This window comes from Mesorhizobium sp. M0045 (genome assembly GCF_040323385.1).
Lineage (GTDB): Bacteria > Pseudomonadota > Alphaproteobacteria > Rhizobiales > Rhizobiaceae > Mesorhizobium.
The window spans coordinates 1-20634 of the sequence record NZ_JAMYUY010000016.1; the positions used below are offsets into that span (position 1 = coordinate 1).

Below are 20634 nucleotides of genomic sequence, written 5' to 3' on the forward strand. Positions count from 1 at the left end.
CCATCTTGGCTCCTCGGCCATGGGTGTTCATCCCGTCGGCGAAATTGTTCCCCCGGGGGCCTCAGTGGGCGCGCTCAAAAACCAAAAGTATTTCTTTTCACCCACCCGGGGGCCGGGTTATCCCCCCGCCGCACCACTTCCTGTTGCGGGACTCCAGCTTAGCAAGGGCGTGAACTGCAGTCATGGACCCCACCATCAAAGTCGTGCGATGCGCTGAGCCGGGCAGGCTGGTGTTTGAGGAGCAGCAGGCACCAGGCACTCCGCCCGAAGGCTGGGCACTGGTCGATGTCGCCTTTGTCGGGATATGCGGAACCGACTACCACATCTTCGAGGGCAGGCATCCTTATCTCGCCTATCCGCGCGTCATGGGCCATGAGGTTTCGGGAACGATCGCCGCAATCAACGCGCATGTGGACCTGTCGGTCGGAGAGCAAATCCTCGTCAATCCCTATCTTGCCTGCAGAAATTGTGCCGCCTGCCGCCAGGGCAAGCCGAACTGCTGCATGTCGATCGAGGTGCTTGGCGTGCACCGTGACGGTGCCATGAGTGAGCAGATTCTCGTGCCGGCGCAGAATTTGATTCCAGCGGCCGGCCTGTCACCGGTCGAGGGTGCCGCGGTCGAGTTTCTGGCCATTGGTGCTCACGCGGTCCGCAGATCCATGGCGGGGCCGGGCAATCGCACCTTGGTTATCGGCGCCGGGCCGATCGGCCTCGGCACCGCGCTCTTTGCGCGTATGGCGCAACTCAACGTGACCGTCATGGACGTCGATGCCCAGCGGCTCGCCTTCGCCGCAAGGCAATTGGGTTTCCTGGTGATCGACGGGTCGAAGGGATCGATCATCGAAACGATAGCCGAGCGAACTGCGGGAGCAGGTTTCGACGTCGTCTTCGACGCAACGGGAAACAGCCGTTCGATGCAGTCTGCCTTTGCCTATGTTGCCCATGGCGGCGTCATGGTGATGGTCAGCGTCGTGCCGGACGACATAACCTTCTCCGATCCAGAGTTCCACAAGCGGGAAATGATGCTGATCGGCAGTCGCAACGCGACGCGCGGGGATTTCCAGCACGTCATTGCCTCGATCCGCGCTGGGAAAATACCAATCGACCAGCTCGTCACCCACCGCACCACCCTGCGCGACAGCCCACGCGATATTGCGATCTGGGCGCAGCAGAAGCCCGGTCTGATCAAGGCCATTGTTGACGTAGCGGGATCTGGCTGACGTCAGCAACACAATCAAGATACTTCATCGCAGCCCTGGTGCTCCATTATGGGAGGGGGAAGTTGCTTGGTGACGCCAAGCTAAGTGTCGCGCTTGACACGGTATTCGGCGTGGTTTTCCTCAGTGAGCAATTCTCCCTGCCGAACTGGCTTGGCGTTTCACTGATTGCAGCGGGCGCAGTTCTCGTCGCATACAAAGGTTGAAGCCGCGGAGCGACGATGCTTCCGGCGCAAAACGTGTTCCCCGCAAAGTCTGCCGGCTTGCACCGCTTGAGTATCCGACGTCGGTAATCTATATGATGCGTGATGTTTGATGCGCGCCAAGGAGGGCGATATGAGAACCACACTGGCGATCGATGACGATGTCCTGGTCGCGGCCAAGGCCATCGCCCAGCAGCAGGATCGCAGCCTCGGCGAGGTCATCACCGATCTCGCACGGCGCTCGCTGCGCCGGCCTCAAGCCGGCGGCGAGCGTAACGGGATTCCTCTTCTGTCGCCTCGGCCGGATGCACCTCCTGTCACGCTTGAGACGGTCAACGCCTTGCGAGACGAACTGCCTTGACGTTCCTGCTCGATGTCAATGTGCTGGTCGCGCTGATCGATCCTGGCCACGTCGCCCATGACGACGCCCATGGCTGGTTCGAAGTGACCGGTAACGGCGCATGGGCTACGTGTCCCATCACCGAAAACGGCGTCCTGCGCATCGTCGGCAACCAAAGATATCCCAATTGTCCCGGCTCGCCCGCCGTCGTTGCGCAAATCGTTAGCAAGTTGCGGACTCTGCACGGGCACAGCTTCTGGCCCGACGATGTGAGCCTGGTTGGCTCTGGCGATATCGATGCAGCGAAAATCCTGACCTCGGCACAGGTCACCGATACCTACCTTCTCGCGCTCGCCAAGGCGCGTGGCGGCCAGCTTGCAAGCTTTGACCGCAAGCTGTCGGCGGCGGCCGTGAAGGGCGGGAAGTCTGCACTCCACCTGATTCCCACAAGGTAGACCACCGGGGTCTTAGTGTCTGTTCCCGCAGTTGAGGTAGGCGTAGCCGCGCAGCACCATCAGGCCGTTGCGCTCAGGCGCAAACGCGCGACCGTGGCCCGAAGACCCGATTGTCTCGATATACCGCCTCTCATCGAAACGGTTATTCTTGGGCTCCAGAAAGCCCGGCTCGGATTCTACACCGCGGCCACGATCCAAGGTCGCCTCAGCGTCGTTGGCCGGCTCGCGCTTCTTTCTGTTCCGGCCGCTTCTCCGGCGCCGGCCGTTTCGATGCTGCGCTCGCCGACAGTTGGATCCGTGTGGATCGTCCCGACGCGGCTTGTGTCTGGCGCGCGGCTGCCTTGTCGGCGATGGTTCAATGGGTCGGCTATACCACTCCGGCCTCGTCGAAGGAATGAGGCGGCATGCCAGGAAAATCTGGCCCCCAGCATTGCAGCCACCCTTCCGCATATCGGCGCGTTATTGAATGCCAAGGCCCCTTGTGCCCTTTTTTGCGCAAACAGGATTTTCCGTGTTGCCGGCCGACCGGCGGGGCAGGCCCCTCTGGGCACAAAATGCCTTCCTGGGCAGATGCGCAGGTTGCCAGGTCGTTGTCGGTCAAAGTTCGGCAAGAAAATCGCGGCGTCCAAGGGGCAGCTCGGAATCGAGAGGGTCGAAGGCTTCGGCACGTCGAACAACATAGGCAGGTGGTCGAGCGAAGAGGTCAGTTTCCATTCGCGAGCGGCCCAAGAATTAGGACTCCCTGGCGGCGCGCGGCAAGTGCGAGCTTGCGATCGAGGGTGGCCAGCGGCAACTCGGTTTCGATTGCCAGCGCAAGATAGGCGGCGTCATAGGCGCTGAGCCCGTGCGAAGCCGCTAGCGTCAGCACCGCGCCGTCCGACCCGCCGCCCGCATCCTCCAGCGGCAATCGGCGCAGCCGTGCCATGGTGGTGGCAGCTTCGCCCGCCGCGATGCGGCCACGCCGCTCGGCAATCAGTACGACGTTCCGCGCCTCGTGCCAGAACAGGGAGGGGACAGGCGCCGTTGTTCCCGGCAATTGTCGCATCAGGGCGGCCGCCGCCTCGCTGTCTTCATCAGGAAGAATCCAGGCAGCCGCCACGGAAAGGTCGACAACGAAAGGCATCAGACGATGATCGCCATCAAGCGCGGCGCCCTTCATCGCGCCAGGCCCGAATTTCGTCCTGCGTCACGGGCTTGGCGCGGGCGCGGGCAGCGCTGATCTCTTCGATCACGGCTTCGACATCGTTGCGCCGTTGAATCCGCGACAGTTTAGCGATGGGATCGTTGCCGCGCGAAATAATCACCTCCTCGCCTGCTTCGACCCTTGAAAGCAGTTCCGAGAGATGCGTCTTGGCCTCGCCAACTTTCACCGTGATGGGCATTTCCTGTCCTTGTACGCGTCGGGGCCCTCGTGGCGAGCCGTGTTCATTACCGTTGAGCTGAGTGTGGATTGCCCGACAATCGCTGTACACGACAATAGGCGCAATGCTGACACTTGGTCAAGGCTTGGTCAAGTCACTGGCCTGGACACTGGCGACCCCTCGCACGCCGCAAGGTGGGCCCTCTCTCAACAAGGTGAAATTTGTTCGTTCTGGTGGAACGGGGCTCATGATCGTGCGGGGTTATCTGGTTTTCGCGGATGCGGAGGCTTGCAACTTGTCGCGGTCAGCGCACTCCAGTGGATCGCGAGTGGCTATCTGACCATAATTTGCGGGGCATTCATCTTTGGGCGTGTCGCGCTTGGACGCGAAGCGCCGACATTCCTCGCCGTCTCTGTTGCCGTAAGACGACGTCCTGATCACGCGATCCTGTCACCCCTCTCTCGGTAAGGGCAAGATTCCCCAGGCCCGCGGCCCATCTGGACGGTTCGGCCTTGCCCCAATTGCCCTTTCAGCTGAAACGGTTAGGGCGGAACGTTGCAAGCATGGGATGCGGATTGCCTGAGGCGATTTCTTTGGCAAGCAATTCGCCGACGATCAGTCCAAGCGTGGCGCCGCTGTGGCTAAAGGCGACGTGAAGCCCGGCAACGGTCTCGACGGAGCCAAGCACTGGCTCGCCGTCGCCAGGGATGGGCTTCGGGCCAACTGCATAGGTAGCGAGTTGGAGCCGCGGATTGCCCTCGAGCACGGCGCTGGCCTCCTCGAGCAGTCCTTTGACGGTCTTGTCGTGCACGGTGTAGGTTCCGTCGGAGTTGACCACGACTTCTTCCTCCGACCACGCCGAATCCAAAACAAGTGCGCCATCCGGCGTCGGGCGCACCGCCACGCGGGGCGTATTCAGCACGGCACGGAGCTCGGTCTTGATCGGCTTGGTCTTCAAGAGAAGTGAAATCGGGGTGGCGTCGGGGACATGAACTCCGATCTTCGCAAGCATGGCGGGCGTCGCTGGCCCAACGGCAAGCACCACTGCATCCGCCTCTAACGGCATACCGTCGGCAGTGACGACGCCACACGCGCGACCATCTGTGGTATCTATCCGCACGCGTCCAGCGTTCTGAACGAGTTTGCCGCCGCGGGAGCGGAACTCATTGAGCAGCAGATCGATCAGGCAGGGCAGGTCAACCCATCCTTCGCCAGGATTGAAAATGGCACCCTGCGGGGTGATGGCGCTGGCGTTGACGCCGGGCACCACTGCACCGACTTCGGCAGGGCCGATCAGAAGCGCGTGATAGCCAATATCCTGCTCCAGCTGGCAGATGGACGCGATCTGGTTCGTCTCATCATCCGCATCCCAGGTGAGGCCGCCGTCAAAGCGAAGCCACGATCCCGTTTCCGGCCTTGTGGCGGCCAGGGTCCGATAACGGTCGATGCCTGCAAGCCTCAAGCGGTGGTAGGCAGTGTCGGTACGTCGCGCTGAGTTCAGCCAGGAAAGTGAACGGCCGGATGCGCCATTGGCGGGCGCGCCGTCGTTGACAATGGTTACATCAACGCCAAGACGAGCAAGGTGCAAGGCGGAAGAGATGCCGAAGATGCCCGCGCCGATAACAACGACATGGCGGGGCTTTGGGAATGCAGTCATAGAGAAATCCTTCTTTGCAGAAGACGGGCTGGGGGTTGTTGGATCGCTGCAGAGTGCGGCGGAACTAGTAATCGGTGAGCTTCTTCATGTAGCGCCGGCCCTCAAGCATTGGCCGGCCGCGCAAACTGGCCAGCTCGTAGGCAAAACGCCATAGACTGTCGAAGAAGACCAAGGGCACGAGATAGGGTTTGATATGTTCGTACATACCGCTGAGGTCGAGTTCCGCTCCATCGAGCACCAGGATGTTTTCCCGGCTGCCGTACTTGAAAAGGAAATCGCGGGCGCGTTCGGAAAGGCTCCGCGTTTCGTCCAAACCCAGCAAGACCACGAAGCAAGCGTCCCGGTCCACCACCTCAAATGGGCCGTGAAAGAATTCGTTGGCGTGTATGGCTTGCGAGTCGTACCACTGCATCTCCATCAACACGCAGATGGCGTACGAATAAGCCGCACCATAGCTGGCACCGCCGGCCAGTGTGTAGATCGCTTTGCGCGGCGCGAAACGGGGTGCGAAGGCCTGAAACCGGGCGGCATAGGTCCGGTGCGCACGTTCGATCGCCGGCTGAAGATGGCTCAGGCTCATCAGCAGATCGGCGGTTAGCCCGGCATTTTCCCGAGCATCGATCAAGCCGGCGAGCAACATATAGAGCACGCCGTAATTGCTGCAGGCTGAATTGATTGCTTTGCCCGTCGTGTAGGAGGCCTGATAGGCGACTGCGTGGTCGACGGCGCGCGCGAGGGGGGACATCTGGTCGAGCGTCATACCGATTGTCGTTGCGCCTCGATTTCTTGCGTGATTTGCCGCTCGCACGGTCTCCTTGGTGGTTCCGGTCTGCGAGCAAAGGACAACGAGCGTGTCAGGCCCCAACCGTCGTGGGTCTCGGCAGACGAACTCATCCGCGTTGTAGATGTCGCAGGCGAATGTGCCGCTGTGACGGTCGACGAAGTATTTGCCTGCCATCATGATCGAGAGCGAGCCGCCGCACGCCACGAGGAATAGATGCGAAAACTGCCTCCCCGCCGTCGCGGTCAGGGCGCGTTCTACGTCGGCAGGCAGGGCGGAAATCATGAGCTTCCTCGTCTCGTTGACAAGCTTGGCCGGGGCACAATTGACAGGTAGTGCTGATTGTGCGAACGTTCTCATATCCTTTAAACTGAAAGTCATGCAATGGTCAAGATTGCCGCGATGGGCGATAACGTGGTCGATTGTTATCTTGCTCGCGGCGAGATGTTCCCCGGAGGAAACTGTCTCAATGTCTCGGTCTATGTGAGCCGCTTCGGCGGGCAGTCGGCCTATGTTGGAGCGATCGGCAAGGACCGGGCAGGGGACTTGATCCACGCCGCACTAGCGTCGGAACGCGTGGACGTCACCCGATTGCGTCGCCTCGAGGGGTCGACTGCCTACTGCCTCATAGGTCACCGAAACGCTGATCGGATCTTCCTGGCCTTCGACCTCGGCGTCTCGATGTTCACGCCAACGCAAGAAGATCTGGATTTTCTCTCGGGCTTTCAGGCCGTCCACATCGGCCAATCCAGCGGGTTAGATCCGTGGGTTGCCGCGGTATCGAGTAAATCCCTGTTATCTTACGATTTTTCTACGCGGCGGGACGCGGGACATCGACTCGAGATTGGGCCTCATTGCTATCTGGCCTCCGTCTCGGGTGACGGTCTCGACGACAATGAATTGGCTGCGATCGCATCCGAACTGCTTGCATGTGGTTCAAAATGGGTTCTGGTGACTCGAGGTCGAGCTGGCGCGGTGCTTTACAGCGACACCGTCTCCTACAGCACCCCGGCGCGGCTGGTCGAACCCGTCGACACCTTGGGCGCGGGCGACACCTTCATCGCCAGAACGCTATTCGGCCTGCTCAGGGAAGAGGCGCCTCAGGACATCCTCGGTCATGCCGCGGAGGCAGCGGCCGCGACCTGCCGATACTACGGGGCGATTGGCCATACGACAGCAATCGACATAGGGAAGATGACGCCGGAGATCCTCCGCGGAACTCTGCACGTGCAAGACGGAAAAACCGTTTAGGCGCGAAATTCTCCGGAACAATTGACGCGAGAAATGGACAATGCTAAAGGAAGTGATAACGTTCTCATTCATACTGAGCGCCGCCTAAGAGCGTTTTGATGAATGAGACGTCGAGTGGGATCGCAGGCCAGTTTGGCCAATCGTAAGAGGAGAAGACATGCAAACGAGTTCGAGCAGGCGCCAACTGATGAAATCCGGTCTGGCGCTGACTATCGCGCTGGTGACAGGACTTGGCACGTTGGCCTCGTCAACACAGGCAAAAGCGGCCGACAACCCCTACAACCTCATCGACCCGGCCGTGATCAGCGTCGGAACCATGGGCGATGCGAAACCCTATGTCTTCACCGACGCCAACGGCAACTTCACCGGCTTTGATGCTGAACTCTTCCGCGACGTGGCGCGCCGGCTCGGGTTCAAGGAGGAGCAGGTCGTTTTCACCGGCCAGGAATTCTCGGCGCTACTTCCGTCTGTCGCCAACGGTCGCTTCGACGTCGCTGTCGCAGCCATTGGCACGACCGCGGAGCGCAAGAAGACCGTGGATTTTGGCGACGGCTATCTCGCCGGCTATCTGTCGATTATTTCGGCCGATCCGGCTCTGACGAGCAATGAGAGCACAGCGGGAAAGCGCATCGGCGTCATCCAGGGGACGCTGCAGGAGATCTATGCAGAGAAGAATCTCAAGGGCGACATCGTCAAATTCCCCGACAACAACACTGCGGTGGCGGCGCTGAACAACGGAACGATTGATGGCCATTTCACTGACTATGAGTCGGCCAAGCAGTATGTGGAGCGCTATAAGAACCTGAAGATAACAATGAACGTGCCGTCCTTCGATGCGCCCGCCGGCTTCGTCGTCAAGAAGGGCAACGACGCCTTCCGCGAGGCGCTGAATAAGGCGCTGCGAGAGGCCATGGACGACGGCACCTGGAAGCGGCTGCACGAAAAATGGTTCCCTGGCACCCCGATGCCGGATCAATATCTGCCCAAGAAGTAAATTCGCGCGACTTCGTTACAATTTTCCGGCCGGGCCCGTGAGCAACGGTGCCCGGCCGAGTTATAGATGGACTTGATATGAGCTGGTTCGATACCTTCTCGCGCAGCTTCCTAGATTTCCAGGCGATGGCAGAAGTTCTGCCAAACATGGTTATGGTGGGCCTCAAGAACACCCTGATCCTGGCCCTTGCCTCGACGTTTTTCGGGACGCTGATCGGTATCGTCCTCGCCGTCATGGGGATTTCCGAAAATCGGCCGCTGAAACTCCTTGCCCGAGTCTACACCGATATCTTCCGCGGGCTTCCCGCCATTGTCACGATCCTGATTATTGGCCAAGGCTTCGCGCGGTTGGGCCGAGATCTGTTCGGTCCATCGCCTTATCCGCTGGGCATTCTGGCACTCAGCCTGATTGCCGGCGCCTACATCGGAGAGATTTTTCGCGCCGGCATTCAGAGCGTCGAGCGTGGTCAGATCGACGCAACGCGCACTCTCGGTATGACGTACGGCCAAGGCATGCGCCTGGTGGTGATCCCGCAAGGCATCCGCCGCGTCCTGCCTGCACTGGTCAACCAGTTCATCGGTAACGTCAAGGACTCCAGCCTGGTCTATTTCCTTGGCCTTCTCGCCTCCGAACGCGAACTGTTCCGCGTCGGCCAAGACCAGGCCGTGCTGACCGGCAACTTGTCACCGCTCTTGCTGGCCGGCGTGTTCTATCTCGTGATCACGGTGCCGCTGACCCACCTCGTCAATTACATCGACGCGCGCATGCGCGTCGGCAAACGTATCACCGCTGTGCAGAGCGGCCTCAAGGAAGTCGCCGAGCTTGCCGAAGCCGTCGTGCCGGGCTCAGCGAAGTTGCCCGCAGCGGCGCCCACGCGCTTCAAGGGCGGCGGCATCGAGGTCAAGAATATCGACATGGCCTATGGCGCCGTCCAGGTGCTCCATGACGTCAGTCTGAAAGTGGAGCCCGGGACTGTGACGTGCCTCATCGGGCCGTCCGGCTCGGGCAAGTCGACCTTGCTGCGTTGCCTCAACCGCCTCGTAGAGTGTCGAGCCGGTGACATTCTACTCGATGGCGAAAGCATCTACAAACAGACCCCTGACCAACTCCGGCGGCGCGTCGGCATGGTTTTCCAGCAGTTCAATCTGTTTCCCGACCGCAGCGCGCTCGCCAACATCACTCTGGCGCTGCGCAAAGTTAAACGCATGTCGCGGGAGGAGGCTGAGGGCGCCGCCCTAGCCAGGCTGCATGAAGTCGGACTGCTGGAGCGCAAAGACCATCGGCCCGCCAATCTCTCGGGCGGGCAACAGCAGCGGGTGGCCATCGCGCGTGCGCTCGCCCTCGAACCCGAAATTATGCTGTTCGACGAAGTCACCAGCGCCCTCGATCCGGAATTGGTCAAAGGCGTCCTGAACTTGATGGCCGATCTCGGTCGGGGCGGGATGACGATGGTGGTCGTAACACACGAGATGAATTTCGCCCGCAAGGCCGCGAACCAGGTCGTATTCATGGACGAGGGGCGGATCGTCGAGGCAGGGCGACCTGAGGACCTTTTCGACAATCCGCAGAGCCCGCGTCTTCGGCGCTTTCTGTCGGAGGTGCTGTGATCTAAATGGTTTGTGCGCAACGGCGGGTGCTGCAGTGTTCGGTCTTGCGGGTGTGCCTAACTGCCGCTAGTTCGTCGCCACGACGTTGCATGGTCGGCGGGACTTGCTGAGTGACTCAAAGATCCAAGAACGCAACTATCATCGAAGTCGCTCGCCGGGCTGGAGTGAGCTCTGCCACGGCTGGGCGTGTTCTTGGTGGCTACGGCTACAGCAGCCCTGAGGTCCAGGAGAAGGTGCGCGCCGCAGCAGCTGCGCTGGGTTATCGCCCCAATCGCCTCGCCAAAGGTCTGATCACCGGTAAGACGCAGACTATCGGGGTGGTCGTGGGCGACATCGAAAGCCCATTCTATGCAAGCGTGCTGCGCGGAATAGGGGACGTCGCGCGCTGCGGCGGTTTCGGGGTTATCGTTACGAATAGTGACGAAAATGCCGAACTCGAGCGAGAGGCGGTGCAGCTGCTGCTGGAAAAGCAGGTAGACGGTTTGGTCGTTTCGTCGACCTTCGTGAACGAGCCGGATCATCTTCGTGAGGCAGTCGTAGCCCGCTGTCCCGTCGTGCAGTTCGACCGCATTGTGGCGGGCCTGGAAACCGATTCGGTCGTGGTCGACAACGTTTCTATTACGCGTAACAGCGTCGCGGCGATGATCGCGGCCGGACACAGCCGCATTGGAATACTGGCGGAACTTGGGCCGGACCAACGCGATGATGTTGGCTCCTTTGTGGCAAACGCTGATCTCTCCAGCTCGGACGTTCGCTACCATCATCCAAGCTGGCAACGGTTGTTGGGTTATCTCGAAGCCCATCGCGCCGCGGGCATTTCGCCGGATCCGCAGTTGATCCGCCGTGTAGCGGTCTATTCCAGCGAGGCAGCCCGCAAGGAGGCACTCGATCTGCTGACAATGCGCAATGCGCCGTCCGCCCTGTTTACCGCCGACGGTGTGATGTCGACAGGCGTTCTGGAGGCGACATCCGCACTGAAGCTTGCGATTCCGGGAGACGTTTCGCTGCTTTGCTTCGACGATCTCGACTGGATGCAGTTCGTGGCCCAAGGTATCACAGCCATCGCACAGCCGGCGCATCTGGTCGGCGCGACGGCGGCCGAGCTTCTCTTGAAGAGGCTCGCAGGAGACACCGCATCTTTTGAACACCATGTCCTCGCGGCCCGCTTGGTGAACCGTAATTCGATTGCGGTTCATCTCAACCGCAAGGCCCCTGATCCGGCCGCGACGGTGTAGCTGGAGCGGAACTGCAGCGCCTCTTTTGTCCAGGTCGATCCCATGCAACGGCTGAATGAGAGCTCGAACCTACTGCTGGGTAGGACTTTTGTTGCTTGCGATGCGCAGCGTGAGCTGCGCCAGAAATCGGGCGAGCGCATCCGGATCGGAAATGCAAATCACTTGCAGTCGCAGCGCTACGGCTTGGTCGTTGAAGGCAAACGCTGCCCCGATTTGGTTCCGCGACGGGGTAGAATCACAGATCAAGCAAAACGTCGCCTTGCGGGCGGCTGCAGCACGCCAGGACGTAGCCTGCCGATTTGTCTTCCGATGTCAGCCCGCCTAAGTCATCCATGACGACTTCGCCGGACAGCTTGGCGATCCGGCACGTACCGCAAATCCCTTGCTGGCAAGCGGTGGGAACGTAGACCCCACATTGGCGCGCCGCTTCCAGCAAGGTCTCTCCGGGCGCGCAGTGATGCGCAATGCCGGAGAGGGCGAAGCGGACCGAAGACGAAATCTTTGGAGCCTGCGCCGAGCGCGAAACGTTGCCGCCTCCGAAGCTCTCTTCATGATACTGTGAAGGAGCGAGGCCGATTGCGCCGAGGCAGCTGCGCGCCGCCTTCATGTAGGATTCCGGCCCACAGGCAAACACCGTGCGGCTGTAGAGATCGGGAACCAAGGTCAGGAGCATCTCACTATTCATTCGCCCGGTTGGACCCGTCCATGCCGGGTCTTCCTGACTGCAAATGCAAGTCACTTGAACATTGGGAAAGCGAGCGGCAAGTGCGTCCAGTTCTAGCCGAAAGATGATGTCGTCCGGCGTTCGCGCACTGTGAATGAAGCGGATATCCTGGTCGGCTGCGCGGTCGGTAAATGCGCGCAGCATCGACATGACGGGCGTTATCCCGCTGCCACCCGAAAGGAAAAGGGACTTTCCGTGCGGCAGATCGTCGAGATTGAACGAGCCGAGCGGCCCTTCGATCTCGATCCCATCGCCGGGCTTCAAATTGTCATGCAGCCAATTCGAAACGAGCCCGCCCGGCGTTCGTTTCACGGTAATCTGCAGGTCGAGCGGTCGCGTCGGCGGTGACGAAACAGAGTAGGAGCGCGTCACTGCGGCATCGTCGATCGTAAGGTGCACCAGAACATACTGGCCAGCGCTGAAGCAGAACATCCGATCTGAAACGGGTGTGAGAACGAATGTTTTCACATCGTGCGTTTCGTCGATCACGCGCCGGCAGAGCACAAGTTGCGGCGTGCTCTGGGCCCACTGCCGATGACGCTTCGTCGGGACGAAGCCGGAAGGCCCAAAGGCGGCGTGTGCGTTCATCATTCAACTCGGGTTTGAAGTCGAGCCAAGATGCCATTTCAAAACCCGCTGAACAGCCGCGCAATCCTACCTTTATGATCGGCAATTTCGATTAAACTTCCAGTGACATGACAGCCACCTGGAGAGCTCGGACGCCTTTGCGAATAATGGGTTCGTGTTTGCGGCGCGCAAGTATCGCGGTATGGACTGGCTGGTGCAGCGTCGGCGCTCCCTCGACGAGGAACGATGGGAGTTCAGCTGTGAACCTGCGCGCATCATCGCTGCGCATGTAGCAGGTGCCGCCCGTTCGCCGCAGCATGATCTCCGCAAGAGTTTCCGATCCCGTCGAAAGCCGGCAGATCGCCAGTTGGGCCAGCAGTTCTGCGTGCGTCTTTTCCAGCACGGCGGTGTAGCCCGGGCGAATGTAGGTTTCAGGGTCGACGTCGGACAGCGTTCTGGCAGCCGTCGAAACCATCACATATTCCTCCACCATCAGATGTTCGTAGGCGATCTCAGGCAGGTAGCGAGGCGCATAAAGGACGGCGATATCCAGATTTCCCATACTTAGGTCGCTGACCATCTGGTTCGAATAATCTGACTCGACATGGATCGAGGATTTTGGAAGCGCCTGGCACAATGTCTCGACCCATCCGGGCAAGACCGAGCGGGTCATGCCCACCTGTGCGGCGATGCGCAAGGTGCCCTCGAAGCGGTTGAACGCTCGTACGTCGTGTCGAGCTTGCGACCAGGTCGACAGCAAGGACCTGGCGTAGGCCTCGAACCGCCGCCCTGCGGCTGTCGGCTCAGCACCGGCACGCCCGCGCTGAAAGAGCTCCGACCCGATCGCACTCTCCAGATTCTTGATGCGGGTGCTGATCGTCGACTGGGTCAATCCCAACCGATCGGCGGTGCGGTTGAAGTTTCGCGACTCGATGATGTCGAGAAAGGTTTCGATGTGATCTAGCTGCACGCGACCTCCGATCGAAAAAGTCGATCATATTGCGCAGGATCATAAGCTTGATCAAACAATACTCAAGGCCGAAGCTGCACTCGGTGAAATCGGCCGGCAGATCGACCAGGCTGAAGCTACGGAGCTGAGCAACGTGTTCATAGTCGACTGCGATTGTCACAATTACTGGTCAAGCGCGACCGTGTTGGAGCCTTACCTTTCCGGCCTATGGAAGGACATGTTCGTTGAAGGCGAGAAGACAGGTCCCGTTGGCGCCTTCCCGCATGGCCATCGTCCCTGGTTTCATCCGCAGGACTTCTCCCGCAAGGACGTCCGTCCGAAGACGGAAGCCGACAACTATCTCATCATGAAGGAGAAGCACCTCGACAAGTACAAGGTCGATGTGGCGATCCTGACTGGCGATGAGCCGATCGAGGCTTCCACTCTCGCCAATCCCTATTATGCCAGCGCCCTCGTCAGCGCCTATAATGACTACCAGATCGACCAATGGCTGCGGAAGGACGACCGCTTCATGGGCTCGATCATCATCGCGCCACAGGATCCGAAGCTCGCGGCCGCCGAGATACGCCGCCTGGGCAATCATCCGCGCATGGTTCAGGTTCTTGCCTCGCAAGGCTCCGTCAAGCCCTATGGCGATCCGTTTTACCATCCGATCTACGAAGCATGCGCCGAGGTGGGGCTGCCCTTTGCCATACATCTGGGCGGCCATGGCGGCGTGAATTCGACTGCGATCGCTCCTGCGCCGACGACATTCTTCTGGGAGACCCACGCTATCCTGCACATGTCGGCAATTTCGCATGTCGCAAGCATGATTGCGCATGGCGTCTTCGAAAAATGGCCTGACCTCTACTTCGTGGTCATCGAATGCGGCGTCGCCTGGGTGCCGTCCGTGCTGTGGCGCCTGGACGCAGATTACAAAGCCCTACGAAAAGAGACGCCATGGCTGAAGATGCTGCCTTCCGAATATTGCCGGCGCAACATCCGCTTTTCCACACAGCCGCTGGAGCAGCCCGCAAATATTCAGCATCTCTGGTCCACTCTCGAGGCGATGGACGGTGAAAACACGCTGATGTTTGCCTCCGACTATCCGCATTGGGACTACGACGATGCCAACACGCTGCAAATCCCTCCTGCCTGGAAGAGCAAGATCATGGGGCTGAACGCGCTGGAGGTCTACAAGCGCATCCCCCGCGCGCAAGCGGCGAATGCCGCCTGAGGAAGCACACGATGCCCGAGAAGACATACATCTGCAGAGTCGACGAGATCGAAACCGGATCTCCCTTCATCGCCAAGATCCGCAGCCTTTCGGTCGGCGTTTTTCGCATCGGAGATTCATTCCACGCGCTGCTGAATGTTTGTCCGCACCGTGGAGCTCCGCTTTGCGAGGGGCCGCAATGCGGAACAACTGCACCGGTCGAAGAGGCGCAATTCATCTATCACCGCGAAAACGAGATCGTGCGGTGCGCCTGGCATGGCTGGGAATTCGACATCAAATCAGGCGCGGCCCTGGTCGATCCGTCCGTTCGCGCGCGCACATTTCCAGTCACTGTCGAGGCGGGCAGTATCTATGTGACGGCCTGATTGAGGTGCTGATTTGAGCAGTCAGAAGAAAGGGTGATCGCAGCTAACAAGCAGATTTCTACACAGGGTGCGTGACGAACAATAACGCGGAAAATCCGCAATGGGAGAGTCAAATGTCAGAATCTGAATACAAGCTTGGTATCGCTCAAAGCCTGATTGGTCGCGGCAAGATTTCCCGTCGCGACTTCATTCATCTTGGGCTGGCCGCTGGGCTGACGCTTACCGCTGCGGACAAGCTCTTCGTCAGCACGGCGCGGGCCGAACCGCTGCAGGGCGGCTTCGCCAAGCTGGGCATGGCACATGGCGCAACGACAGATTCGATCGACCCAGCCGGCTACCTGGATACGTTCACACAGACCGCGTTCTCGGGCTCGATGTCCAACAGCCTCACCGAGGTCGACGCGAAAGGCAACGTCCAACCGGACCTTGCCGAGAGCTTTGAATCGTCGGACGGGGCCAAAACCTGGGTCTTCAAGCTACGCAAGGGCGCAACCTTCCACAATGGCAAGAATGTCACGGCGGACGACGTCGTGGCTTCGCTTCGCTATCATATGGGCGACGAAACCAAGTCGGCGGCGAAGCCACTGCTTGAGCCTGTGGCGAGCATCAAGGCGGATGGCCCGGAGACGGTTGTCTTCACGTTGAAGAGCGGCAACGCCGATTTCCCCTACATCATGAGTGACTACCATCTGGTCATCATGCCGTCCAAGGACGGCAAGGCGGATTGGGGATCGGGCGTTCGCACCGGAGCTTTCGTGCTCGAGAATTTCCAGCCCGGCGTTTCGGCCAAACTCAAGCGCAATCCGAACTATTTCAAGAACGGCAAACCCTACCTCGATGAGGTGGAGTTCATCGCCATCACCGATCTCGCCGCCCGCATGGCTGCGCTATCGACAGGGGAGGTGGACTATATTGGCCGCGCCGACCTCAAGACACTCGGCATGCTGAAACGCAACCCTAAGGTGGAGATCGTCGAGGTCACCGGCTATGGGCACTATACCTTACCGATGAATGTCACGATGGCGCCGTTCGACAATCCGGACGTCCGAATGGCTTTGAAATGGGCGATCAACCGTCAGGAGATCGTCGACAAAATCTTTCTCGGTCACGCCACCGTGGCCAACGACAACCCGATCGCGCCGGCGATCAAATTCGCCACCAATCCGCAGCCGCAGCACAGTTTCGATCCGGAAAAAGCCAAGCATTACCTGAAAAAGGCAGGAATGGAAAAACTGAAGGTGGACCTTTCGGTCGCCGATGCCGCCTTTGCAGGCGCGGTCGATGCGGCTGCGCTCATCCGCGAGACGGCAGCCCAGTGCGGCATCGACGTAAACGTCGTGCGTGAGGCCGAGGACGCCTACTGGGACAACGTCTGGCTCAAGAAACCTTGGTGCGCTTCGTATTGGAGCGGTCGCGCGACAGCCGACTGGATGTTCACGCAAGCCTTTGCCGCAGACTCCAGCTGGAACGAGTCGTTCTGGAAGAATCCCCGCTTCAACGAATTGCTTGTCCAGGCGCGCGCCGAAACGGACGAGGCCAAGCGAGCGGCAATGTATGCCGAGATGCAGCAACTGACCCATGATGATGGCGGCAGCATCGTGCTGGTCTTCAACAATTTCGTCAGCGCCAAATCCAACAAGCTCGCACATGGCGAAGTGGCGCCGAACTGGGAGAATGATGGATTGAAGATGGCCGAACGCTGGTGGATCGCCACTGCGTGAGGGTGCGGGCCGGACCCGCGATGGCTACTGGGCTCCGGCTCGCAGCCGCGGGCCCTGCCGGGTGTGGCAGGGCAGCGACGGCAACGGGAAACGCGTGCACATGAACCCCGTCGCAAGAACGGTCCTGCAACGCCTTGGCCTCGGCCTGGTCACGCTGTTCATCGTGTCCATCATTATCTTCTCTGCGATTGCAATGCTGCCGGGCGATTTCGCCAAGGCGATGCTCGGGCAATCCGCGACACCCGAAACGGTCGCCGCCTTCCAGCGAGAAATCGGCATCGACCGTCCGCCTGTCGAGCGCTACTTCGTCTGGGTCGGGCAGATGCTCCACGGTGATTTCGGCTCTTCATTCGCGAGTCGCACCGGGTACCGGCGTACCGTCGCCGAGATCATCGCGCCACGCCTCTACAATACGATCTTCCTTGCATCGATGACCGCGCTGATTGCAGTTCCGCTGGCCCTGGGACTGGGCATCCTCGCTGCGCTCTACCGCAATAGCTGGTTCGACCGGCTGGTGAACGCCGTGACGCTGACAACGATTTCGTTCCCCGAGTTTTTCGTCGCCTATATGCTTGTCTACCTCGTCATCTCGCGCGACACGTTCATCGGATCCGGGTTCGCACAATCACTGCCACACTGGCTTGCGGTCTCATTGAACTGGATACTCAATGCAGTTCCCAAGTTCCCGACATTGTCGAATGTGAACGACCAGACGCCGTTCTGGGAGCATGTTTGGAGAGTAGCCTTGCCGGCGATCACGCTTACGCTCGTCATCGTCGCCCACATGATGCGCATGACACGAGCGGCGATCATCAACATGCTGGCAAGCCCCTATATCGACATGGCGCGTCTCAAGGGAATGTCGCCCATGACAATCGTACTCAGGCATGCGTTGCCCAACGCATGGGCTCCGATCGTCACTGTGGTGGCGTTCAATCTGGCTTATCTCGTCGTCGGAGTGGTCGTGGTCGAAGTGGTGTTCGTCTATCCCGGCATTGGTCAGCTGATGGTTGATGCGGTCAAATCCAGGGATGTTCCGGTTGTCCAGGCCTGCGCCCTGATTTTCGCGGCGACCTATATCCTCCTCAATCTAACAGCCGACATCATTTCCATCGCCACCAATCCCAGGCTCCTGCATCCACGATGACCAGCTACGAACCCATCGCTCAGGTTCACAGGCTGAGGCGCTCGCGCGTCACCCGGGCCAAAACGGCACTGAAGAAGGCCCCCTTCAGTGCCTGGTTCGGCATCGTCGTGATCATCGGCTATGTCATCGTTGCGATCTTCGCGCACTGGATCGCCCCATACGGCGAAACGCAGGTCTTCAGCGAAGCCTTCGCACCGTGGAGCCAGCAGTTCAAATTGGGAACGGACCAGCTCGGCCGCGATATGCTCACACGCTTGATTTACGGTGCGCGCAACACCATCGGTATCGCCGTCGCGACCACGCTGCTGTCCTTCGCAGTCGGCGTCTCGCTAGGCCTTCTCGCCGCATTGTACAGAGGATGGCTCGACCAGATACTGTCGCGTGCGGTGGACGTGTTGATGTCGATCCCAAGCCTGATCTTCGCCCTGGTGCTGCTTTCGATCTTCGGCTCGTCGATCACCAGCCTGATAATCATCATTGCGCTGCTCGATTCTACCCGTGTCTTTCGGCTCGCACGCGCTGTCGGGCTTAACGTGGCAGTGATGGAATATGTCGAAGTGGCGCGATTGCGCGGCGAAGGCCCGAAATGGATCATCGCCAAGGAAATCCTTCCCAACGTGATGCCCCCGCTGGTCGCGGAATTCGGCTTGCGATTTTGCTTCGTATTCCTCACGATCGCGGCACTGTCCTTCCTGGGCGTCGGTATTCAGCCACCGACCGCCGATTGGGGATCGATGGTGCGCGAGAACGCGACCCTGATCACCTACGGCGATGTCACCCCGCTGCTGCCGGCCGGCGCGATTGCCCTCCTCACGGTCTCCGTGAATTTCGTCGTCGACTGGTTCCTCCACGCAACAAGTGGGTTGCGGGATGAAAAATAGCGCCCCCGGATTGCGCGAAAAAGGCAAGCATCTGCTTCAGATCCGCAATTTGCATGTAGAAGGCTTCTCGGACGAGCGGTGGCATCCCATTGTCCGCGGGGTCGATCTGGCGCTGAAGCGGGGGGAGGTTCTTGGCCTGATCGGCGAGTCAGGCGCCGGAAAATCCACCATCGGCCTCGCCGCGATGGGTTACGCCAAGCCGGGCTGCCGGATCACAAAGGGCTCTATCCTGTTCGACGGTATCGATCTTCTGGCAATCAGCGAAACAGGACGTCGCCGCCTCCGAGGCTCGCGCATCGCCTATGTCGCGCAAAGCGCCGCGGCCTCTTTCAATCCAGCCCACCGACTCCTCGATCAGACTGTCGAAACTGTGGTGGCTCATGGGATTGCCAGCCGAGAAAAAGCGAACCGGAGTGCGGTCGATCTCTATCGCCGTCTTCAGCTTCCAGATCCGGAGACGATCGGCTTTCGCTATCCTCATCAGGTTTCCGGCGGACAGTTGCAACGGGCAATGACCGCGATGGCAATGGCTTGCCATCCGGACCTCATCGTCTTCGACGAACCAACGACGGCGCTCGATGTGACGACACAGGTAGAAGTTCTCGCCTCCATTCGCAATATCGTGGAGGAATTCAACACCGCTGCAATCTATGTGACGCATGACCTGGCGGTGGTGGCGCAAATGGCGGACCGCATCATGGTTTTGCGCCATGGACTTACCGTCGAGGAGGCAGAAACGCGCCAGATGCTCGCCTCGCCCAGCCAGGAGTATACCAGAACGCTCTGGGCCGTGCGCAAGCTCGCAAAGCCCGAAGTTCCGGCCGATGACTATCTGCTTACGATAGACAACGTCACGGCGGCCTACGGCCGAGCGGTCAAGGTGCTCCAGGATGTCTCCATCAAAGTTCCACGTGGAAGAACAGTGGCCGTGGTCGGCGAATCCGGTTCCGGGAAATCGACGCTCGCCCGCGTCGTTACCGGCCTGCTGCCACCGCTTTCCGGGTCGATTTCCTTTGCCGGCCAGACCCTTTCCAAGACCCTGAAGACGCGCCCAAAAGAGATCCTGCGCCGCATACAGATGATTTATCAAATGCCCGACAACGCACTAAATCCGCGCCAGACGGTCGAAGAAATCATAGCTCGGCCGCTTGAGTTCTACCTTGGCCTGCAGGGTGCGCAGAGGGACCGGCGGATCGACGAACTCATGCACATGGTCGAGATGAGCGAAACATACCTTGACCGTCTGCCGGCCGAACTGTCGGGGGGTCAGAAGCAGCGCGTTTGCATCGCTCGGGCCTTGGCCGCCGACCCGGAACTCATTATCTGCGACGAAATCACGTCCGCGCTCGACCAGATTGTGCAAGAGGAAATTCTGAAGCTGTTAATGCGGCTTCAGCGCGACCTCGGCATGAGCTACATTTTCATCACCCATGACATTGCCACCGTGCGGGCCATAGCCGACGAAATTGTGGTCATGCACCAGGGTAAAGTCGTTGAGCAGGGATTAAAGAGCGAAATTCTCACGCCGCCGCATGCCCCCTATACCGAACGGCTTTTGTCCTCCGTGCCGGAAATGGATCCGGACTGGCTCACAAGGCTGCTCGCCACCCGGAGGATGTGATCGTCGGGCAGAATGTTCTTCCATATCGCCACGATTTACAGCTGCGCGGTGGGCCCTTGGCGAAGCAGCGCTCGATCGCAAACGGACAGCACCCATCGTCCATCAATACAAGGATAGCGACCCTTTGCCGTCACTCGGTTTTCTGAGAGCATGATGGACTACGTGCGATCCGGGAGCCGAGATTCCATGCCGACAAGAATCGATGCTAGTGAAGCGCGCCGGTGGTTTGCCGAAGACCTGTGTGTCTCGTCCCCGGTCTTGCACAACCCTGCTGTCATCGAGGCCTTCGCAAAGGTTCCGCGCGAACACTACCTCGGCAAC

Annotated in this window: 19 protein-coding genes and 1 pseudogene; 14 read left to right on the forward strand and 6 right to left on the reverse strand. The window is 59.8% G+C overall.

Annotated elements, in window-relative coordinates:
- The first annotated feature begins 194 nt into the window (after positions 1–194).
- From NKJ72_RS22440 to NKJ72_RS22455, 4 genes and pseudogenes are all read left to right on the forward strand, one after another.
- Positions 195–1220 carry a zinc-binding alcohol dehydrogenase family protein gene (locus tag NKJ72_RS22440; RefSeq protein ID WP_352479543.1) on the forward strand — a complete coding sequence of 342 codons (1026 nt, stop codon included), beginning with the start codon at positions 195–197 and terminating at the stop codon, positions 1218–1220.
- A gap of 77 nt (positions 1221–1297) precedes the next feature.
- Positions 1298–1423 (forward strand): annotated as a pseudogene (locus NKJ72_RS22445) (EamA family transporter); the annotation flags it as partial.
- Positions 1424–1553: 130 nt separating this feature from the next.
- A complete protein-coding gene (locus NKJ72_RS22450; protein WP_352479447.1) occupies positions 1554–1781 on the forward strand; it encodes a CopG family transcriptional regulator in 228 nt (75 codons plus the stop codon).
- A complete protein-coding gene (locus tag NKJ72_RS22455) occupies positions 1778–2215 on the forward strand; it encodes a TA system VapC family ribonuclease toxin (protein WP_352479448.1) in 438 nt (145 codons plus the stop codon). Before NKJ72_RS22450 ends, NKJ72_RS22455 begins: the two co-directional genes overlap by 4 nt.
- 703 nt (positions 2216–2918) lie before the next feature.
- On the opposite strand, the gene NKJ72_RS22460 is transcribed toward NKJ72_RS22455, so the two are convergent.
- The 4 genes from NKJ72_RS22460 to NKJ72_RS22475 form a co-directional block, all read right to left on the reverse strand.
- Positions 2919–3374, reverse strand: a complete 456-nt coding sequence (locus NKJ72_RS22460; RefSeq protein ID WP_352479449.1) for a type II toxin-antitoxin system VapC family toxin — start codon at positions 3372–3374, stop codon at positions 2919–2921.
- Positions 3355–3597 (reverse strand): type II toxin-antitoxin system Phd/YefM family antitoxin, encoded by a 243-nt coding sequence (locus tag NKJ72_RS22465; RefSeq protein WP_292653697.1) that lies wholly within the window; start codon positions 3595–3597, stop codon positions 3355–3357. Before NKJ72_RS22465 ends, NKJ72_RS22460 begins: the two co-directional genes overlap by 20 nt.
- 508 nt (positions 3598–4105) lie before the next feature.
- Positions 4106–5233, reverse strand: coding sequence for an NAD(P)/FAD-dependent oxidoreductase (locus NKJ72_RS22470; RefSeq protein WP_352479450.1), 1128 nt, complete (start codon positions 5231–5233; stop codon positions 4106–4108).
- Between the two features lie 64 nt (positions 5234–5297).
- On the reverse strand, positions 5298–6299 hold the full coding sequence (locus NKJ72_RS22475) for an SIS domain-containing protein (protein ID WP_352479451.1): 1002 nt from the start codon (positions 6297–6299) through the stop codon (positions 5298–5300).
- A gap of 99 nt (positions 6300–6398) precedes the next feature.
- Here NKJ72_RS22475 and NKJ72_RS22480 point away from each other — a divergent pair, with 99 nt between their 5' ends.
- The 4 genes from NKJ72_RS22480 to NKJ72_RS22495 all read left to right on the forward strand — a co-directional run bounded on the left by NKJ72_RS22480 (position 6399) and on the right by NKJ72_RS22495 (position 11101).
- Complete coding sequence (locus NKJ72_RS22480; RefSeq protein WP_352479452.1) at positions 6399–7265, forward strand: PfkB family carbohydrate kinase; 867 nt, start codon at positions 6399–6401, stop codon at positions 7263–7265.
- A gap of 187 nt (positions 7266–7452) precedes the next feature.
- On the forward strand, positions 7453–8259 hold the full coding sequence (locus NKJ72_RS22485) for an ABC transporter substrate-binding protein (protein ID WP_352479453.1): 807 nt from the start codon (positions 7453–7455) through the stop codon (positions 8257–8259).
- 77 nt (positions 8260–8336) lie between these two features.
- The gene (locus NKJ72_RS22490; protein ID WP_352479454.1) at positions 8337–9866 is read left to right on the forward strand and encodes an amino acid ABC transporter permease/ATP-binding protein; all 1530 of its coding nucleotides are present in this window, start codon (positions 8337–8339) and stop codon (positions 9864–9866) included.
- Between the two features lie 110 nt (positions 9867–9976).
- Entirely contained in the window at positions 9977–11101 is a 1125-nt protein-coding gene (locus tag NKJ72_RS22495) for a LacI family DNA-binding transcriptional regulator (RefSeq protein ID WP_352479455.1), read from the forward strand.
- 235 nt (positions 11102–11336) lie between these two features.
- On the opposite strand, the gene NKJ72_RS22500 is transcribed toward NKJ72_RS22495, so the two are convergent.
- Both NKJ72_RS22500 and NKJ72_RS22505 read right to left on the reverse strand, forming a co-directional pair.
- Entirely contained in the window at positions 11337–12416 is a 1080-nt protein-coding gene (locus NKJ72_RS22500; protein WP_352479456.1) for an FAD-binding oxidoreductase, read from the reverse strand.
- 88 nt (positions 12417–12504) lie between these two features.
- A complete protein-coding gene (locus NKJ72_RS22505; RefSeq protein WP_352479457.1) occupies positions 12505–13362 on the reverse strand; it encodes a LysR family transcriptional regulator in 858 nt (285 codons plus the stop codon).
- Positions 13363–13495: 133 nt separating this feature from the next.
- Between NKJ72_RS22505 and NKJ72_RS22510 the strand changes: the two genes are divergently transcribed.
- The 6 genes from NKJ72_RS22510 (at position 13496) to NKJ72_RS22535 (ending at position 20313) form a co-directional block, all read left to right on the forward strand.
- A complete protein-coding gene (locus NKJ72_RS22510; protein ID WP_352479458.1) occupies positions 13496–14578 on the forward strand; it encodes an amidohydrolase family protein in 1083 nt (360 codons plus the stop codon).
- Between the two features lie 11 nt (positions 14579–14589).
- Positions 14590–14943, forward strand: a complete 354-nt coding sequence (locus tag NKJ72_RS22515) for a Rieske (2Fe-2S) protein (RefSeq protein WP_292653661.1) — start codon at positions 14590–14592, stop codon at positions 14941–14943.
- Positions 14944–15056: 113 nt separating this feature from the next.
- Positions 15057–16664 (forward strand): ABC transporter substrate-binding protein, encoded by a 1608-nt coding sequence (locus tag NKJ72_RS22520; protein WP_352479459.1) that lies wholly within the window; start codon positions 15057–15059, stop codon positions 16662–16664.
- A gap of 100 nt (positions 16665–16764) precedes the next feature.
- Positions 16765–17811, forward strand: a complete 1047-nt coding sequence (locus tag NKJ72_RS22525; protein ID WP_352479460.1) for an ABC transporter permease — start codon at positions 16765–16767, stop codon at positions 17809–17811.
- The gene (locus NKJ72_RS22530; protein ID WP_352479461.1) at positions 17808–18692 is read left to right on the forward strand and encodes an ABC transporter permease; all 885 of its coding nucleotides are present in this window, start codon (positions 17808–17810) and stop codon (positions 18690–18692) included. Before NKJ72_RS22525 ends, NKJ72_RS22530 begins: the two co-directional genes overlap by 4 nt.
- A complete protein-coding gene (locus NKJ72_RS22535; protein ID WP_352479462.1) occupies positions 18682–20313 on the forward strand; it encodes an ABC transporter ATP-binding protein in 1632 nt (543 codons plus the stop codon). The genes NKJ72_RS22530 and NKJ72_RS22535 overlap by 11 nt, the downstream gene beginning before the upstream one ends.
- Positions 20314–20634: the final 321 nt, after the last annotated feature.